Source organism: Clostridium sp. OM02-18AC (genome assembly GCF_003481825.1).
Lineage (GTDB): Bacteria > Bacillota > Clostridia > Lachnospirales > Lachnospiraceae > Brotaphodocola.
This window is the reverse complement of record NZ_QULW01000002.1, coordinates 1-16,452: the sequence shown is the minus strand read 5'-3', so window position 1 is coordinate 16,452 and position 16,452 is coordinate 1. Positions and strand designations below refer to the sequence as shown.

General features: G+C 50.1%; 17 protein-coding genes. 2 read left to right on the top strand and 15 right to left on the bottom strand.

The window, feature by feature from the left end; genetic code table 11:
- Positions 1-112 precede the first annotated feature (112 nt).
- On the top strand, positions 113-1,702 hold the full coding sequence (locus tag DXB18_RS01670; protein ID WP_118705668.1) for a potassium/proton antiporter: 1,590 nt from the start codon (positions 113-115) through the stop codon (positions 1,700-1,702).
- Between the two features lies 1 nt (position 1,703).
- Here DXB18_RS01670 and trmD read toward each other — a convergent pair whose 3' ends face one another.
- The 14 genes from trmD to plsX form a co-directional block, all read right to left on the bottom strand.
- Positions 1,704-2,456, bottom strand: coding sequence for a tRNA (guanosine(37)-N1)-methyltransferase TrmD (gene trmD / locus DXB18_RS01665; RefSeq protein ID WP_118705666.1), 753 nt, complete (start codon positions 2,454-2,456; stop codon positions 1,704-1,706).
- Between the two features lie 26 nt (positions 2,457-2,482).
- Entirely contained in the window at positions 2,483-2,995 is a 513-nt protein-coding gene (rimM, locus tag DXB18_RS01660; protein WP_118541211.1) for a ribosome maturation factor RimM, read from the bottom strand.
- A 65-nt stretch (positions 2,996-3,060) separates the two neighbouring features.
- Positions 3,061-3,288: a KH domain-containing protein gene (locus tag DXB18_RS01655; RefSeq protein WP_118532606.1), complete on the bottom strand. Its 228-nt coding sequence runs from the start codon at positions 3,286-3,288 to the stop codon at positions 3,061-3,063.
- A 17-nt stretch (positions 3,289-3,305) separates the two neighbouring features.
- Positions 3,306-3,548 (bottom strand): 30S ribosomal protein S16, encoded by a 243-nt coding sequence (gene rpsP / locus DXB18_RS01650; RefSeq protein ID WP_118532608.1) that lies wholly within the window; start codon positions 3,546-3,548, stop codon positions 3,306-3,308.
- 80 nt (positions 3,549-3,628) lie between these two features.
- Positions 3,629-4,990 carry a signal recognition particle protein gene (gene ffh / locus DXB18_RS01645; RefSeq protein WP_118705664.1) on the bottom strand — a complete coding sequence of 454 codons (1,362 nt, stop codon included), beginning with the start codon at positions 4,988-4,990 and terminating at the stop codon, positions 3,629-3,631.
- Between the two features lie 42 nt (positions 4,991-5,032).
- Complete coding sequence (gene ylxM, locus DXB18_RS01640) at positions 5,033-5,374, bottom strand: YlxM family DNA-binding protein (RefSeq protein WP_118532612.1); 342 nt, start codon at positions 5,372-5,374, stop codon at positions 5,033-5,035.
- 85 nt (positions 5,375-5,459) lie between these two features.
- Positions 5,460-6,095, bottom strand: coding sequence for an endonuclease III (gene nth / locus DXB18_RS01635; RefSeq protein ID WP_118705843.1), 636 nt, complete (start codon positions 6,093-6,095; stop codon positions 5,460-5,462).
- Positions 6,096-6,163: 68 nt separating this feature from the next.
- Entirely contained in the window at positions 6,164-7,429 is a 1,266-nt protein-coding gene (locus tag DXB18_RS01630; RefSeq protein WP_118540772.1) for a chloride channel protein, read from the bottom strand.
- Between the two features lie 13 nt (positions 7,430-7,442).
- Complete coding sequence (ilvA, locus tag DXB18_RS01625) at positions 7,443-8,705, bottom strand: threonine ammonia-lyase (RefSeq protein WP_118705662.1); 1,263 nt, start codon at positions 8,703-8,705, stop codon at positions 7,443-7,445.
- 90 nt (positions 8,706-8,795) lie between these two features.
- On the bottom strand, positions 8,796-9,734 hold the full coding sequence (gene ftsY / locus DXB18_RS01620) for a signal recognition particle-docking protein FtsY (protein WP_118540776.1): 939 nt from the start codon (positions 9,732-9,734) through the stop codon (positions 8,796-8,798).
- A gap of 109 nt (positions 9,735-9,843) precedes the next feature.
- On the bottom strand, positions 9,844-13,404 hold the full coding sequence (gene smc / locus DXB18_RS01615) for a chromosome segregation protein SMC (RefSeq protein ID WP_118705660.1): 3,561 nt from the start codon (positions 13,402-13,404) through the stop codon (positions 9,844-9,846).
- Positions 13,395-14,090, bottom strand: coding sequence for a ribonuclease III (rnc, locus tag DXB18_RS01610; protein ID WP_118540780.1), 696 nt, complete (start codon positions 14,088-14,090; stop codon positions 13,395-13,397). Before rnc ends, smc begins: the two co-directional genes overlap by 10 nt.
- A 212-nt stretch (positions 14,091-14,302) precedes the next feature.
- Positions 14,303-14,533, bottom strand: coding sequence for an acyl carrier protein (gene acpP / locus DXB18_RS01605; RefSeq protein WP_118540782.1), 231 nt, complete (start codon positions 14,531-14,533; stop codon positions 14,303-14,305).
- A 100-nt stretch (positions 14,534-14,633) separates the two neighbouring features.
- A complete protein-coding gene (gene plsX / locus DXB18_RS01600) occupies positions 14,634-15,659 on the bottom strand; it encodes a phosphate acyltransferase PlsX (RefSeq protein ID WP_118540784.1) in 1,026 nt (341 codons plus the stop codon).
- Between the two features lie 100 nt (positions 15,660-15,759).
- Between plsX and DXB18_RS01595 the strand changes: the two genes are divergently transcribed.
- Complete coding sequence (locus DXB18_RS01595) at positions 15,760-16,056, top strand: Uma2 family endonuclease (RefSeq protein WP_243103085.1); 297 nt, start codon at positions 15,760-15,762, stop codon at positions 16,054-16,056.
- Between the two features lie 90 nt (positions 16,057-16,146).
- On the opposite strand, the gene DXB18_RS01590 is transcribed toward DXB18_RS01595, so the two are convergent.
- Complete coding sequence (locus DXB18_RS01590) at positions 16,147-16,347, bottom strand: hypothetical protein (RefSeq protein ID WP_182430433.1); 201 nt, start codon at positions 16,345-16,347, stop codon at positions 16,147-16,149.
- Positions 16,348-16,452: the final 105 nt, after the last annotated feature.

Below are 16,452 nucleotides of genomic sequence, written 5' to 3'. Positions count from 1 at the left end.
AAATGGTTTGACGAACTACTTTTTTCATCGCTATAATACCTTACATCTCTACTTATAAAAATACACAACACGTCATGCAACTCTTTGCATTACCGCTGGAAAGGAGCGCTTTATGAACCAGATCCTGCTGCTCACCGGAATTGTGATCGTAATCTGCATTTTATCCGGCCGTCTCATCGATAAACTGGGCGTCCCTTCCCTTCTTGCGTTTATCCTGTTGGGCATGTGCTTTGGAGTGGACGGTATCTTTAAAATATCCTTCGATGATTATCAGTTCAGTGAGCTGATCTGTTCCGTCAGCCTTATTTTCATCATGTTTTACGGCGGCTTCGGCAGCAACATCAAAGAGGCAAAGCCGGTCATTCCCCAGGCTATTCTGCTTTCCACAATAGGAGTTCTGCTCACAGCCGGAATTACAGGCCTGTTTATCCACCTGGCATTCAAACGCCCGCTTCTGGAAAGCTTTCTGGTGGCCTCTGTCATCGGCTCTACCGATGCTGCCTCTGTATTCAATATCCTGCGTTCCAAGAGCCTGAACTTAAAAGACAACACTGCTTCTCTCCTGGAAATTGAGTCGGGATCCAACGATCCTGTCTCCTATATGCTGACGGTGATCTTAACCTCCATCCTTACCGGACATTCGGTCCACGTGCCATCCATGCTGTTTTTCCAGGTTGCATTCGGCATAGGCTGCGGCGTGTGCATTGGAAAACTCACTGCCCTTCTCTTAAATAAAGCAGAATTCGATATTGCCCAGGGCAAGACGATCCTTGTCTTTGCAGCAGCCATACTCGCCTACACCATTCCTGATCTGATCGGCGGAAACGGATATTTGAGCGTGTACCTGTGCGGGATCATTCTGGGGAATTCCTATCTTCCCCACAAGCGGGATATGGTGCGGTTTTTCGATGTTCTGACCGGCGTTGCGCAGATGATGATCTTTTTCCTGTTGGGACTGCTCGTCACACCAAGCCAGCTGCCGCAGGTGATCCTGCCCTCTTTTGTGATCATGGCCTTCTTAACACTGATCGGACGTCCGTTATCTGCAGCGATACTTTTATCTGGTTTCAAATCTTCATTCGAGCAGATCGGATTGGTATCCTGGGCCGGCTTGCGGGGCGTCGCATCCATTGTGTTTGCCATTTATGTCGTTTTGCGCCAGGTGCCGCTCGGCTATAACCTGTTCAACCTGGTCTTTTGCATTGTGCTGTTATCGATTTCCATTCAGGGTACCCTTCTTCCCTGGATGTCAAAAAAACTCCGCATGATCGATGAACATGCCGACGTGCGCCGTACCTTCAATGATTATCAGGAAGAAGAAAACATCAGCTTCGTGAAATTTCATCTGCTTTCCCAGCATCCCTACGTTGGGAAATGCTTAAAAGAAATCACGCTGCCGCCTAAGCTGCTCGTCGTGGTGCTGATCCGCGGAAAAGAAATCCTGGTTCCTAACGGAGACACCTGCTTAAAAGCCGGAGATCTCATGGTTGCGGCAGCAGAAGAATTCCGCGACCGAAAAAACATGACACTTCGGGAAATCACTGTAGACAAAAAGCACAAATGGAATGGAAAATCCCTAAGTCACATTCCAATGCCGGAAGGGACTCTGGTCGTCATGGTTTCACGGCAAAAAGAAACGATGATACCCACAGGGAATACCATCGTGTATGAGGGAGATGTGCTGGTTTTGGCAAAATTCTAATTTAACAGGAAGGAGTTTCTTCCTTCTCCGCCATCAGCTCCGCCAGATACTGCCGCTCTTTCTTCGACAGATTTGCGTCTTCCAGAAGGTCTGGTCTGCGCTCTAAGGTCCGCTTAATGGACTGCTGCCGTCTCCAGGTCTCGATATTCTTGTGGTGTCCGGAAAGAAGCACCTCCGGCACGCGCATGCCCTCATAAACCTCCGGGCGGGTGTACTGCGGGTACTCTAACAGATTGTCGTGGAAGGACTCGATCTCTGCGGATACATCGTTGTTTAAGACACCCGGTACTAGACGGGAGATGCAGTCGATCATAACCATGGCCGGAAGCTCGCCGCCGGTCAGCACATAATCGCCCACGGACAGATAATCGGTTACGATCAGTTCCAGGGCGCGTTCGTCGATGCCTTCATAATGTCCGCATAAAAATACCAGGTCTTCTTCCTGCGCCAGTTCTTCCGCGATCTTCTGGTTGAAGGTCTGGCCCTGCGGGGTCATGTAAAGCACACGCGGCCGCTTGCCGATGCGCTCACACAACGCCTCATAAGCATCGCAGACCGGTGCAGCCTGCATGACCATGCCTGCACCGCCGCCGTATGGGGTATCGTCCACATGACCGTGCTTTTCTTTTGTATAATCCCGGATATTGACTGCCTCAATGGAGAGCAGGCCTTTTCCGGCTGCCCGGCCGATGATGCTGGTGTTCAGACCATTTAACACCATCTCCGGGAACAGGGTTAAAATATGATAATTCATCGTTCTGGTTTCCTCCTGCCAGTTTCTTACAGATCCAGAAGACCATCTAAAATGTGAACGGTAACGGTCTGGGTCTCCAGATTGACGTCCAGAATGCACTGCGGAATAGCCGGGAACAGATATTCCTTGCCTTCCAGGCTCTTGATCACGTAGACATCGTTTGCGCCGGTCTGCAGGACATCGGTCAAGGTACCAAACTCCTCTCCCTCATCGGTCACGACCTTCAAGCCGATCAGATCCGTGATAAAGTTTTCGTTCGGAGCCAGTTTGACTGCCTGGTCGCGGCGGATCAACAGATCCTTTCCTTTGTATTTCTCGATGTCGTTGATATTATGAAACTCCTTGAACTTTAAGATGACCATGTTTTTAAAGAACTTTACGCTCTCGATGGATAATGTCATCTGCTCTCTGCCAGTATCAAGGATGACTGTTTTCAATTTTTTAAAACGATTCACATCGTCGGTTGTAGGGTACACTTTGACCTCACCGCGTACACCATGGGTGGATGAGATCACACCAACTCTTAAGGTATCCTCCATCATTTTGTTCCTCCTATACAAAAAGAAAAACTGCCGCAGGAAAACCCGACGACAGTTTCTAATGGTTACTGTATATCTACAACAACCTTTTTTTCTTCTTTGGAAGCGGCTGCCTTGACAACGGAGCGGATTGCTTTCGCGATGCGTCCCTGTTTGCCAATCACCTTTCCCATATCAGATGGGGCAACCTTTAATTCAATAAAAGTGCCGCTTTCCTTTTCGGTCTCGGTAACAACCACCTCGTCCGGATTGTCAACTAATGCTTTTGCAATAACCTCAACCAGTTCTTTCATAGCGATCACCTCTCAGATTACTGAATACCAGCGGTCTTCAGAAGCTTTGCTACACGGTCGGTCGGCTGTGCGCCGTTTGCTAACCACTCCTTGGTAGCCTCCTCGTCAAACTTGATAACGCTCGGCTCCTGGTTCGGATCGTAAGTACCAACCTCAGCGATGAATCTGCCATCTCTTGGGGATCTGGAATCTGCAACAATGACTCTATAGAAAGGTTTTTTCTTAGCACCCATTCTTCTTAATCTCATCTTTACTGCCATGTCAATTTCACCTCCTTAAAATATACTGATAATGTATCAACAAATACAGAAAACTCTGTACTGTCACCATATAAGCTGCCCTAGAAAGGCATTTTCAGCTTTCCGAGCATACCGCCCAGTCCGCCGCGTCCGCGCTTACCGCCCATCATGCCAGGAAGCTGCTTCATCATTTTCTTCATCTGATCAAACTGCTTGGCAATACGGTTTACCTCGCTGATATCCACCCCCGCGCCCTTTGCGATACGCTGTTTGCGGGAAGGATTTAAGAGGCCCGGATTGGCGCGCTCTTCTTTTGTCATGGACAGGATGATGGCCTCCACACGGTCCATGGATTTCTCATCCACCTCCGGGATTCCGCCCTTCATCTGTGACATTCCCGGCATCATGCTCATAATGCTGGTCAGTCCGCCCATTTTTTTGATCTGACGCATCTGGTCCAGGAAATCGTTGTAGTCAAACTCTGCCTTGCGCAGCTTCTGACTCATTTCCTTCGCCTTTTCCTCGTCAACCTCCATCTCGGCTTTCTCGATCAGGGTAAGAATGTCTCCCATGCCCAGAATTCGGGATGCCATACGGTCCGGGTAAAACTGTTCCAGATCGGAAAGCTTCTCTCCCATACCTATATATAAAATCGGCTTTCCGGTTACGGCCCGGATGGAAAGGGCTGCACCGCCTCGGGTATCGCCATCCAGTTTGGTAAGGATGACACCGTCGATACCGACTTTATCCTGGAAATTGGATGCTACATTGACTGCGTCCTGACCGGTCATGGCGTCTACCACCAAAATAGTCTGGTCTACGCTTACAGCCTCTTTGATGTTCTCGAGCTCTTCCATCATGCCTTCATCTACATGAAGACGTCCGGCGGTATCGAGGATCACCACATTGTAGCCATTCTTTGCCGCGTGCTCCATAGCGGCCTTTGCAATATTGACCGGGCTCTGATTTTCTCCCATGGAGAAGACCGGAACGCCCTGTTTGTCTCCGTTGATCTGGAGCTGCTGGATTGCTGCCGGACGATATACGTCACAGGCAACCAGAACCGGCTTGCGGCCCTTTGCCTTCAGCTTTCCTGCGATCTTCGCTGTCGTTGTCGTCTTACCTGCACCCTGAAGACCTGCCATCATAATGACGGTGATCTCGTTGGTGGGCTTTAATGCGATTTCCGTAGTATCGGAACCCATCAGGCGGATCAGCTCTTCGTTAACGATCTTGATCACCATCTGGCCCGGCTGCAGGGAACCCAGCACTTCTTCGCCAACGGCGCGTTCCTGAACGGAGCTTATGAACTGTTTTACAACCTTGAAGCTTACGTCTGCTTCCAGGAGAGCCATCTTGACTTCCTTGAGCGCAGTCTTGACATCCGCTTCGCTTAAACGGCCCTTGCCGCGCAGGTTTTTAAACACGTTCTGCAGTTTATCGGATAAGCTTTCAAACGCCATAGGTAACCTCCTGTTCAGAACCGATCACGGCATACGCCGAAATCAAAGTTCCATGATGTCGTTGGAAATCTGCTCAATCTCGTCGATCAGACTTTCATCTTTTGTTTCCTTGAAAACCCTGGTCTTTTTATGGATCTCCTCCACCATGCGGCGGGTAGTCTGGAACTTGCTGATCAGATGCAGCTTGTCCTCATACGCACTCAAGGTCTTGTCGCAGCGCTTGATGAGATCGTGAACACCCTGACGGCTGATCCCGTTCTCCTCGGCGATCTCGCTTAAGGACATGTCGTTATATACCACATCCTCGTAGATGCTGCGCTGATGCTCTGTGAGCAACTCTCCATAAAAATCATAAAGCAAACTCTGTTTTACAATGCTTTCCATAACATCACCTTGGCTATCATACACGAAAGGCGCGTTGCTGTCAAGTATTTTTTCTTGACACTTATAAAAATTTTTGTTTTTCTTTTTATACACCTGTTTTCGGGCAGATATCAGCCAGACAGCACCGGTCGCAATACGGCTTTGTTCGGGCCGTGCAGACCTCTCTTCCATGCCATACCAGCCGATGACAAAAATCGCTGCCCTCCTCCGGCGGCACCAGCTTCCAGAGTTCCATTTCAACCTTTTTCGGTTCCTTAATGCCGTCTACCAGTCCCATGCGGTTTACCAGGCGGATACAGTGGGTGTCTGTAACAATGGCCGGTTTGCCAAACACATCACCCATGATCAGATTGGCGCTTTTTCTTCCCACTCCGGGAAGCTTCAACAGAGCATCAAAATCCTCCGGCACCTTACTGCCGTACTCATCCCGCAGCATCTTCATACAGGCGCTGATGTCTCTGGCCTTACTCTTTCCCAGACCGCAGGGCCTGACGATTTCCTCAATTTCTTCCACCGGTGCCTCCGCCAGGGCATTCACATCCGGAAACTTTTTATAGAGTGCCGGAACCACCTGATTGACCCGCTCATCGGTGCACTGGGCCGCCAGACGCACGCTCACTAAAAGCTTCCAGGCTTCCTCGTAATCCAGGGTGCAGTCTGCGTCCGGGTAAGCCTCCTTCAGTCTCCGGATGATTTCCAGAGTCTTTTGTTTTTTTGTCATAGGATGAACCTCACTATTGCAGGAACAGGTGCCGGTATCGTTCCGATGCATACTGGCACCTGCAATATTTACTCGTTTGATTTTCGGTTAATGAATTCTGTCCGGATCTTGGAATAAACGAATTTCTGGCTGTGGTAGAGCCCATAATATCCAGACAGGGTAAAGCACACTGCCACGGCAATGGCATAATATGGCATTGCGGCAAATCCAAAAAGTTCAAATGCCATGAACATCGTGGACACCGGACAGTTTGTCACGCTTACGAACAGGCATGCCATTCCAACCGATGCGCACAGTCCGACCGGCAGTCCGGTCACCAGGCTCATCAAGTAGCCAAACGCGGCGCCGACCGTCAGCGTCGGCACGATCTCTCCGCCCTTAAAGCCTGCGCCAAGCGCTACTCCGGTAAACAGGATCTTCATCAAAAATGCATAAACCGGAATTCTTTCACCTTCAAATACCATTTCGATGATCTGAGCACCACTTCCGTTGTAAAGCCGCGCCGGAAACAGGAGGGTCAGGACAATAAAGATCGCGGATCCCGCCAGCACGCGGATATAGGGATTCGGAAAAACCTTCCGGTAAGCATGACCACACTGATGCAGGCTGACACAAAGGAAGATTCCGACACAGGCACACAAAATTCCGATGAGCACTGTCAGAAGCGCAGATGAGGCGCCAAACTCCGGCACCAGGCCGATCTCATAATGCTCCGGAGCCAGACCCAGGAATTTTGCCACTGACACACCGACAAACGCCGAAAAAACGCATGGAACCAGAGCCGCATAGTACATAACGCCAATGCTGATGACCTCCATGGCAAACACGGCTGCCGCAAGCGGAGTTCCGAAGATAGCGGAGAACCCGGCACTCATGCCGCACATAATGGCAATCTTTCTGTCCTTCTCATCCAGTCGAAAAGCCTTACCGATCAGGTTTCCCAGGCTTCCGCCAAGCTGCAGTGCTGCTCCCTCTCGGCCGACGGAAGCCGTGGCCAGATGACTCAGCAAGGTTGAGATAAAGATCAGCGGAGCAGTTGCCGGTGTAACCTCCTCTGTGGAGGAAATAGAATCCAGGACCATATCCGTACCGCGGTTTTTTTCTTCATGCGCAAACCGGTACAGCCACACGATCAGGAGTCCGACAAGCGGAAGCAGATACAACGTCCAGCTATGGCTCTTCCAGAAAGCAGTCGCTTTCTGGATGCCAAGGCCAAACAGTGTTCCGGCCAGACCGATCGTCACACCGGAAATCGCGGAAATGAAGGTCCATTTCAAAAAATAGCGGATATTCTGACGGAGCGCCTGGATTGTCTCATTTGTATGTTCTGTCATGATCATTCACCACTCAGTCACTGTAGGTGCCCTTGGACTTCACCAGCTTCGGGCGGTATCCGGCATCGTTTAATGCCTGCACGATACGGTTCTTATGATCGGTTCCCTCAGCCTCCAGGGTAATGCGCAGCTCTACAGCCGCATTGCGGTTGATGCTGATGAACTGGTTATGCTCCAGCTTGATGACATTGCCGCGCTGCTCTGCAAGCAGGGAAGAAACCTTTGCCAGCTCGCCTGGCTTGTCTGGAAGCAGAACGGATACGGTGAAGATACGGTCTCTCTGGATCAGGCCATGCTGTACTACAGAAGACATGGTGATGACATCCATGTTGCCGCCGCTCAAAATAGAAACGATCTTCTTTTTCTGTACGTTTAAGTGCTTCAGGGCTGCTACGGTTAAGAGGCCGGAGTTCTCGACGATCATTTTATGGTTCTCCACCATATCGAGGAAAGCTACGATCAGCTCGGAATCTTCCACGGTGATGATGTCATCCACATTTTTCTGGATGTATGGGAACAGCTTCTCGCCCGGGCGCTTCACAGCGGTACCGTCTGCGATGGTGTTTACGGTCGGAAGGGTCAGCACATGACCTGCCTTTAAGGACTCCTGCATGCAGTTTGCGCCAGCCGGCTCCACGCCGATGACTTTGATCTTCGGGTTTAATAATTTTGCAAGAGTGGAAACACCGGTGCACAAACCGCCTCCGCCAATCGGAACCAGAATGTAATCTACGGTCGGCAACTCCTTGATGATTTCCATGGCGATGGTTCCCTGTCCGGTTGCCACATCCAGGTCATTGAAGGGATGCACGAAGGTATAGCCGTGCTCTGCTGCCAGCTCGTAAGCGTGGTCGCATGCCTCATCGAAGACATCTCCGTAAAGAACAACCTCAGCGCCATAGCTTCTGGTACGGTTTACCTTCATAAGCGGTGTGGTGGTCGGCATCACAATGGTTGCCGGAATGCCAGCCAACTTCGCTGCGTATGCAACACCCTGTGCATGGTTTCCTGCAGATGCGGTGATCAGGCCGCGCTGCTTCTCCTCCTCCGTAAGGGTGCTGATCTTGTAATATGCGCCGCGCACCTTATAAGCACCGGTATACTGCATGTTCTCCGGTTTGAAGTAAACCTTGTTTCCGGTTGCTGCGGAGAAATACTCACTGTAGACCAGTTTGGTCTCCTGGGTTACTTTCTTGACTTCCTCAGAAGCCTCCTCAAATTTTTCGAGGGTTAAGTCCTCTTCCTTCTGCTCTTCTAATACCTTTTCGTTTTCCATGTCTGTAATCTCCTTTTCGTCTGGTGTGGTATCAAAATCCTGTATTGCTTTTTTGTTTCTTATGGCAACGGTATTGCTCCCTGTCTGCGTTTAATCTTCTTTCTTTACATCAAACAGTGCTGTCACAAAATCCTGGGAATTGAACTTCTGGAGATCGTCGATCTTCTCGCCCACTCCCACGTATTTTACCGGGATGCCCAGTTCGGACTGGATCGCAACTGCAATGCCGCCCTTCGCTGTACCGTCCAATTTGGTCAGGATGATACCGGTGATGTCTGCAACCTCCATAAACTGCTTTGCCTGGGCCATGGCATTCTGACCGGTAGTTCCGTCCAGCACGACCAGCGTCTCGCGGTATGCATCCGGGTATTCCTTGTCGATGATACGGTTGATCTTCTTTAACTCCTCCATCAGGTTCTTCTTGTTATGAAGACGGCCTGCGGTGTCGCAGATCAGCACATCTGCCTGGCGGGACTTCGCCGCTGCAACGGCATCGTAAATGACGGCTGCCGGATCAGAACCCTCCTGCTGGGCAATGATCTCTACCCCGGCGCGGTTTGCCCACTCCGTAAGCTGCTCGATCGCTGCCGCACGGAAGGTATCGGCTGCCGCAAGGATGACCTTCTTACCCTCATCCTTTAACTGGCCTGCCAGCTTACCAACGGAGGTTGTCTTACCAACCCCATTGACACCAATGACCAGGACAACGGATTTGCGGTTTTCAAACTCGTAGGCATTCTCGCCCAAATCCATCTGCTCCCGGATGGAATCGATCAAAAGCTGCTTGCACTCTGCCGGTTCCTTGATGTGCTGCTCCTTTACCTTTTTTCTTAAATCATCCAGCACGGACATGGTGGTCTGGATTCCCAGATCGCCCATGATCAGGGTTTCCTCCAGCTCCTCATAGAAATCCTCATCAATGGCGGAAAATCCACTGAAAATGGAATCCATGCCGGAAACGATATTCTCACGTGTTTTGTTTAAGCCTTCAACCAGACGGCTGAAAAAGCCCTTCTTCTTTTCTTCCACGCGCACTCCTCCTTGCTTCTTTTATATTCAGGAAACAAATCTTTCGATGTTTTCCCTTTTGCACATGTTCCTCGCATCCTTTTGCTTCGATACTTAGGAATATAGCCCCTTACGCATCCAGCTGGTCTTCGATCAGATTGACCGACACCAGGGTTGACACGCCCTTTTCCTGCATGGTGATACCATACAGGCGGTCCGATGCCACCATGGTACCACGCCGGTGCGTAATGACAATAAACTGCGTGTTTTTCGTCAATTTATGTAAGTAATTCGCATAGCGGTCTACGTTCGAGTCATCCAGCGCCGCCTCGATCTCATCTAACAGACAGAACGGGGACGGTTTTAAGTTCTGGATCGCAAACAGCAGTGAGATTGCCGTCAGTGCTTTCTCGCCACCGGATAACTGCATCATATTCTGCAGCTTCTTTCCAGGCGGCTGGGCGATGATCTGAATGCCCGCCTCCAGAATGTCCTCATCCTCCTGCAAGGACAAGGTTCCGTGTCCGCCGCCGAACAGTTCCTTGAATACCCGGTCAAATTCCTTGCGGATCTCCTGGAACTTTTCCTCAAACTGACGGCGCATGCCGGTATCCAGCTCTTCGATGATGCCCTGCAGCGTTGCCTCGGCCTCTACCAGGTCATCGTGCTGGGTTTTCATGAACTCATAGCGCTCCGAAATTTCTTTATAATCCTCGATCGCATTGACATTGACACTGCCAAGGGCACGGATCGAATTCTTCAATTCCTCAATGCGCTTTTTCACCTCAGAAAGAGAAACGGGCTCTGTGCTGCGAAGCTCCTTTGCCGCTCCAGGCGTCAGCTCGTATTCATTCCACAAATAGCTGATCTGGCTTTCCCGGCGCTCTTCCAGCTTTTCCCGCTGGCTCTGCAGACGGAACAGATCCTTATCCAGCCGCCCGATGCGTCCGGATAATTCCTCCCGCTGTCCAAAGAACGCTTTCTGTTTTCCTGTTTTTTCCTCTTTCAAGGCTGCCTGGGCCTGAACCTGCTCTGCCAGCTTCTGCTTTTCTTCCTCCGTGTGAAGAATCAGTTCCTGCAGCTTTGCAATTTCCCGGTTCTTTTCCTCCACAACAGAACCGGAATCGGTATCGTGGGACAGAAGCTCTGCCTGCTCTTCCTGGAGAACCTTCATTTCCTGCTCCACGCGCGCGATATTTTCTTTTACGAAGTCCACGCGCTGCTTTAAGTTCGCCGTTTCCAGACGGATCGTCTCCAACGCCTTCGCTTTTTCTTCGCGGACCTTCTTTTGTTCTTCCAGCTTTGCAGTGACCGTTTCCATGCGGGCATTTTCCTGCTCGCTGTCTTTTTTCAGAAACTCAGTTTCTACCGCCAGCTTCTTTCTGCCTGCCTCGATCTCACTGATCTGGCTTTCCAGTTGGCTGTTTTCCAGCGCCAGATCCTGATAGGATTCCCGGATTTCCTCCCGCTTATCCTCAAGCTGGTTCACATTCATCTGCCTGGTGTTTGCCTGGAGGGATACGGTATGGTGCTCTGTCTTTAAGCTTTCCAGATCTTCCTTCTTCTGCGCAAGGAGTGCCTCATTCATGCCAAGTTCCTGCTGCAGCTTGTCCGAAGCCTTTAATGCCTTCTGGCATGCTGCTTCCAGTTCTTCCAGTTCTCTCTTGCGTCCCAGAAGATTGCTGGAATTCTTGAACGCACCACCTGTCATGGAACCGCCGGCGCTAAGAAGCTCGCCTTCCAGCGTTACAATACGCAGGGTATATTTGAATTTCCGTGCCAGGGCAATGGCATGGTCGATGGTATCTGCCACCACCACGCGCCCCAGCAGATATTTCGCAAGGACCTGATACTCTTTTTCCACATGGACCAGTTCACTCGCCAGACCGATCACGCCCGGCTCTTTCAATGCCTCCGGTTTGGAAAAGCCGCCATTCTGGCCGATACTGGTCAACGGAAGAAATGTCACACGTCCATAGCGGTTCTTCTTTAAATACTCAATGAGCTGCTTGGCTGTCTGCTCGGAATCCGTTACCACATTCTGGATGCTTCCGCCCAGAGCCGTCTCGATCGCGGTTTCATACTTTTTCTCCGTCGTGATCAGGTCAGCCACAACGCCGCGGATGCCGCGTACCCGGTCCCGGACCTCCATGACCCGGCGGATACTGCCTCCGTAACCTTCGTAGCGCTCTGCCAGGTTCTTTAACGACTCCAGCTTTGTGTAAGCGGTCCGGTACTCCTGCTGTGTTTCATTTAAGGAACGCGTGATCCGGCGTACCTCCTCTTCACACTGGGTAAGCTGACCCTCACACTCTGTCTGTGCCAGCTCCAGCTCTTCCAGGTGCGCCATGGTCTCAGACAGCTTTTTACGTTCTGTCTCAAGCTGTTCATCCTGCACGGACTCATCGCTCTTAAATTTCAAAAGCTTCTGGCATACCTCAGAGCGGCGCACCTGCACCTGCTCTAACATTGCCTCAAAACGCTGGTCCTTTGCATGGATCGAAGCACTCTCATTCATGCCGTTCATCACACGGGTTCTGGCATCCTCGATCTGCTGCTCCATGAGCATCATGGACTCATCCAGATTGCGAAGTTCGGTTTCCGCAGTCTCCTGATGTTCCCTGCTGCTTTCCTCCGCCCCGGTGATGCCGGCGTTATCCTCCTGATACTGCCGGATCTGCTTCTCTTTTTCTTCCAGGGAAGCCTCAATGGCTTCGATACGGGAGCGGATATGTTCCGCATTCATCTTCTCGGTATTGATCTGCTCTTTTAAGACGTTGATCTGACCCTCCAGATTTCCCTTTAACATCTGCGCCTGGTTTTCCTGGTTTCTCTGCTCCGTCAGCGCCTGGTCTAATGCTGCAATCTCCTGCTCCAGCTGTTCATACGCTTCCTTCAGATGATCAGACTGCGCATTCGCATCCTCCAAGTCTCCGGAAACGATTTCTTCCTTTTTGCTGATTTCCTGAAGCTGCTTTCCATTTTCCTCAGACTCCAGTAAAAACAGGTTCACATCATACGTCTTTAACTCTTCTTTGAACGACAGATATTTTTTTGCCGTCTCGGACTGTCTTGCCAGAGGCCCGACCTGCTTTTCCAGTTCCGACAAAATATCGCTCACCCGGACCAGATTCTGTTTTTCATCCTCCAGTTTTTTCTGGGCAATGGCTTTGCGGCGCTTGAATTTTACAATTCCAGCCGCCTCATCAAACAGTTCCCGGCGCTCCTCCGGCTTGCCGCTTAAGATCTTATCAATCTGACCCTGTCCGATGATGGAGTAACCCTCCTTACCGATACCGGTATCATAGAAAAGCTCACTGATATCTTTCAGACGGCAGGTACTTCCGTTGATCTTGTACTCACTCTCACCGGAACGGTACAGACGTCTCGAAACCGTGACCTCGTCATAGTCGATGGCAAGCTGGTGGTCGGAGTTATCCAGCGTGATGGCAACGTATGCGAACCCCTGCGGCTTGCGGATTTCCGTTCCGGCAAAGATGACATCCTGCATGGAACCGCCGCGCAGCTGCTTTGCACGCTGTTCACCCAAAACCCAGCGCACCGCATCCGCAACATTGCTCTTTCCACTTCCGTTCGGTCCCACAATGCCGGTAATGCCGTTGTGGAACTCAAAGAGGATCTTATTGGCAAAGGATTTAAACCCCTGTATCTCAATGCTCTTTAAATACATGCTTTCCCTCTCAGTTTCAAAATGCCGTGGTATGCAGCCACAGCCTCCGCAGCCTTTTTGGTCGGGCCGGTTCCGCGGCCAAGTTCTTCGCCGCCGGACAGTGCGCGCACCTCAAAGACCTTGTGATGATCCGGTCCCTCTTCACGCAAAATCTCATATTCCAGATGTGCCCCTGCAGTGGCCTGGATCATCTCCTGCAGAATAGTCTTGCTATCGTAAAAGAGCTGTTTGTGCTCAATGTCATTCAGAATGAAACGGTGAATGAACTCTTTTGCATTAGCAAAACCACCATCCAGATAAATGGAACCGATCAGCGCCTCCATAGCATCGGAAACCACGGAATTGCGTTCTCTGCCGCCAGTCGCTTCCTCACCTTTTCCTAAGAGCAGGTAGCTGCCCAGCTCCAGATCAGCCGCACAATAAGCCAGCGTCGGCTCACAAACCAGGCTCGCACGGATCTTGGAAAGTTCTCCCTCCGGCTTCTCCGGGTACTTGTGATACAGAAAATCACTGGAAACCACTTCCAGCACTGCATCTCCCAAAAACTCCAGCCGCTCATTGCAGACTGCCTTGTCCTTTTTATGCTCATTGGCATAGGAGCTGTGGGTCAGGGCACGGTGAAACAGGTTTTTGTCCTTAAAGGTGTAACCGCACCGTTGCTCCAGTTCGTTTAGATCGCGATTCATATGTGCTTCTCCTTGTCTGATATTGCTGCCCATGGTAACCGCAATCTGCTGCGGTCCATACCTTGAGCAAATTTATGGGAAAGGGGCGCGCAAGGAATGCACAGCCCCTTTCATCCTTATCTTATTATAATTGTTCCAGAGGTTGTCAGGGGCAAAATCTCCTGCATGCAAGTTTGCACCGGATTTCAGCCCTTTTGCACCTGATGATTTGCTTAGTTCAGTGCGTTCTTGATCTGCTCGATCGCATCGGAAACACTGACGATCTGCTCTGCAACCTCAGTCGGGATCTCGATGTCAAACTCTTCCTCGATACCCATGATGATCTGGAAGATATCCAGAGAATCTGCACCAAGATCCTCTACGAATGTAGTATCCATGGTAATCTCATCCGGCTCAATGTTTAATACCTCTGCAATGATGTTCTGTAACTTCTCAAACTCCATAATTCCTCTCCTAACTTTTCTTAATTTTTATTGTAACTGCCCGAAGCCCGGACTGTTTACTTACTGAATTTGTTTCTGTCATGACAGCGCTGCTTTATTTTTACGCTTCTGCATTTTTCTCGCTCTGTGCCTCGCGGTCCAGACATTCCTTGATCTTTTCGTTGATCTGCTGCTCTTTGAAGGTCACACACTGAATGATCGAATTGCAGACCTCGGTTGCCTTGGAGCTTCCGTGCGTCTTAACTACCAGACCTTTCAGCCCAAGCATCGGTGCACCGCCATACTGGCTTGCATCAAACGCTTTCAGAGTTTCCTTCAGCGCCGGTTTTACTAACAGCGCACCAATCTTGCTGCGCAGGCTGCTCATCATGCCCTTCTTAACCATAGAAATCAGCGCTGCTCCGGTTCCTTCATAAAGCTTCAAAATAACATTGCCCGTAAAGGCCTCGCAAACGATGACATCAGCTCCGCCATGCGGGATTTCCCGCGCCTCGATACTTCCGGTAAAGTTGATGTCCTTGCACTCCTTTAAAAGCGGGAAGGTTTCCTTTACCAGGGCATTGCCCTTTTCCTCTTCCGCACCGATATTGACAATGCCGACTCTCGGCTTGCTAATACCTATTACATGCTCCATATAAATAGAACCCATACGTGCAAACTGAACCAGATGGGATGGTCTGGAATCGACGTTCGCGCCGCAGTCAAGCAGCAGGGACACACCCTTTTCCGTCGGGATCAGCGCACCAAACGGCGGACGCTCCACACCCTTGATACGGCCTACCAGCACCTGACCGCCTACCAGAACGGCACCGGAACTGCCCGCTGATACAAACGCGTCTGCCTCTCCGTTCTTCACCAGGTTCATTCCAACAACAATGGAAGAATCCTTCTTTTTTCGAATTGCATTAACCGGCGGCTCCTCCGTCTCGATCACTTCCGAAGCCTGTACCAGAGTGATCTGCTCCTTCGGGTAGGTATGGGAAGCAAGCTCTTTTTTTACCGCTTCTTCCTGTCCGACCAAAAGAACATGAATGTCGCTTCGTTTATTGACAGCCTGAACGGCTCCTTTTACGATCTCGCCCGGGGCATTGTCACCGCCCATAGCATCCACAGCTACATGAATCATATGACTTCTCCTTTTTTCATCAGCTAAAAAACTGATTTCGTAATTAAATATACTAGATTCCATTCTATAAATCAATATGATTTTTCATTACTCTTCGCATGTGGATATATCAGTTATTTGTGATCCAGATAAGCTGACCGACCGCGGCTGCTGCGGTGCACCAGACCTGATTTTTGAAATTGTGTCCCCATCCAGCCGCAAACTGGATTATGAAATCAAAAATGTCATCTACGCACAGTCTGGTGTCCGCGAATACTGGATTGTAGATCCAGCTAAAGAAAAGGTTGTTGTATATTGCTACGATCACGACAGCGACCCGTGTTTGTATTCCTTTGATTCCGATATACCCGTTGGAATTTACCAGGGGCTTATGATCCGGATTCGGGGGTTGCTGTGATTCTATATTTCAATACTCGAAATTCTATATAAAAATGCGAGGAAAAAGCACCAACAAATCGTCTCTGTTGATGCTTTTTTTCCTTAAAAATTATTTATTTTCAGCTTGAGTTTCTCTGAATCTGCTAAATGCACTTGCCGCATCCTGTGTTCTTCCCGCCAACGCATCATCGTAACCTTTTTGAAGCTTTGCGTGCAATTCTTCAGCCGTCATCAAATCGGCATTTATCGATTTTAGAACACAAATTCTCATAAGCCGATTATATTCCTCTTCCGACATCATACCTTCCAATTCACATATCCCCATTTGAATTGGGTTACGATTGGGTTACAAATCCCGTGAACTACATCGGCAATTGAATTACCGAGCATCTGATTACGAAGCATAGCTCCGTAG

Coding starts and splice junctions, on each gene's coding strand:
- plsX (WP_118540784.1), bottom strand. CDS start 15,659: ATGATTCATGTAGCTGTGGATGCTATGGGCGGTGACAATGCCCCGGGC.
- ilvA (WP_118705662.1), bottom strand. CDS start 8,705: ATGGAAAACGAAAAGGTATTAGAAGAGCAGAAGGAAGAGGACTTAACC.
- DXB18_RS01670 (WP_118705668.1), top strand. CDS start 113: ATGAACCAGATCCTGCTGCTCACCGGAATTGTGATCGTAATCTGCATT.
- acpP (WP_118540782.1), bottom strand. CDS start 14,533: ATGGAGTTTGAGAAGTTACAGAACATCATTGCAGAGGTATTAAACATT.
- rpsP (WP_118532608.1), bottom strand. CDS start 3,548: ATGGCAGTAAAGATGAGATTAAGAAGAATGGGTGCTAAGAAAAAACCT.
- DXB18_RS01655 (WP_118532606.1), bottom strand. CDS start 3,288: ATGAAAGAACTGGTTGAGGTTATTGCAAAAGCATTAGTTGACAATCCG.
- trmD (WP_118705666.1), bottom strand. CDS start 2,456: ATGAATTATCATATTTTAACCCTGTTCCCGGAGATGGTGTTAAATGGT.
- nth (WP_118705843.1), bottom strand. CDS start 6,095: ATGACAAAAAAACAAAAGACTCTGGAAATCATCCGGAGACTGAAGGAG.
- DXB18_RS01630 (WP_118540772.1), bottom strand. CDS start 7,429: ATGACAGAACATACAAATGAGACAATCCAGGCGCTCCGTCAGAATATC.
- smc (WP_118705660.1), bottom strand. CDS start 13,404: ATGTATTTAAAGAGCATTGAGATACAGGGGTTTAAATCCTTTGCCAAT.
- ylxM (WP_118532612.1), bottom strand. CDS start 5,374: ATGGAAAGCATTGTAAAACAGAGTTTGCTTTATGATTTTTATGGAGAG.
- ffh (WP_118705664.1), bottom strand. CDS start 4,990: ATGGCGTTTGAAAGCTTATCCGATAAACTGCAGAACGTGTTTAAAAAC.
- rimM (WP_118541211.1), bottom strand. CDS start 2,995: ATGGAGGATACCTTAAGAGTTGGTGTGATCTCATCCACCCATGGTGTA.
- rnc (WP_118540780.1), bottom strand. CDS start 14,090: ATGAATCGCGATCTAAACGAACTGGAGCAACGGTGCGGTTACACCTTT.